The sequence below is a fragment of the Mycobacterium sp. TH-M82 genome, assembly GCF_057473605.1.
The window spans coordinates 1-1,021 of sequence record NZ_JBYCKY010000657.1; the positions used below are offsets into that span (position 1 = coordinate 1).

Here is a 1,021-nt window from a genome sequence, read left to right on the forward strand (position 1 = left end):
GCACACCGCCGACGAGTTGCACCTGAGGGGAACCGACGCGGGCTCGCCGTGCGTGCTCGTCCGGCGGGGGCCACGCTCGCGGTTCGTGGGGCCGGCGTTCGCCGCCGCCGACAAGGCCGACGTCGAGCGGCTCGGCGCGGTCGCGGGTGCGCGGGTCAGCTCGTTACCCGAGGCGATCGGCGGCGTCGGGGTGGAACTGACCGACCCCCGGGGGATTCCGGTCCGCGTCGTCGCCGGGACGACCGAGCTGGCCGAGTTGCCCGCCCAGCAGCCGCACACCTTCAACTTCGGCCACGAGCTGTTGCGCGCCAACGACACTCAGCGTCCGCCGCGCGAGCCGGCCAGGGTGCAGCGGTTGGGTCACCTCGTGCTGCAGAGCACCGCCTTCCTGCGCTCGCTCGACTGGTACCTCGATCATCTCGGCCTCATCGTCAGCGACTTCCTCTACTACCCGGGCCAACGCGAGCGCGGCCCGGCGATGGGCTTCCTGCGCTGCGACCGCGGCCCGACACCCACCGACCACCACACCCTGGCCCTCGTGCTCGGCCCCGCGGACCGTTACGTGCATTCGGCCTATCAGGTGTGCGACCTGGACGCGGTCGCGGCCGGCGGGGAATACCTGCGCGAAGCGGGGTACCGGCGGTCCTGGGGGATCGGCAGGCACATCCAGGGCAGCCAGATCTTCGACTACTGGCGCGATCCCGAGGGGTTCCTGGTCGAGCACTACAGCGACGGCGACATGTTCGACAACACGCTGCAGCCCGGGTGGGCCCCGTTGACCGCCTCCGGTCTTGCCCAGTGGGGCCCGCACGCGACCAACGACTTCCTCGGGATCGCTCCCGCCCGGGAAGCGGTCGTGCAGTTGCGGTCGATGCTTACCGCGCTGCGCGACCACAACGAATTCGACATCACCCGCCTGCGCGGATTCCTGAAAGTGGCACGCTCATGAGCATTTCCGTCTACCGCACCTCCGAGGCCTGGTGGGCGGGCACCGCCGACGCCGTCGCCAGGATCGACACCG

Annotated in this window: 1 protein-coding gene; it reads left to right on the forward strand. The window is 70.8% G+C overall.

From position 1 onward, the window contains the following. A partial coding sequence (locus AC2VON_RS19325) for a VOC family protein (protein WP_486954394.1) occupies nt 1–949 on the forward strand: 949 nt, incomplete at its 5' end. Between the last annotated feature and the right edge of the window lie 72 nt (nt 950–1,021).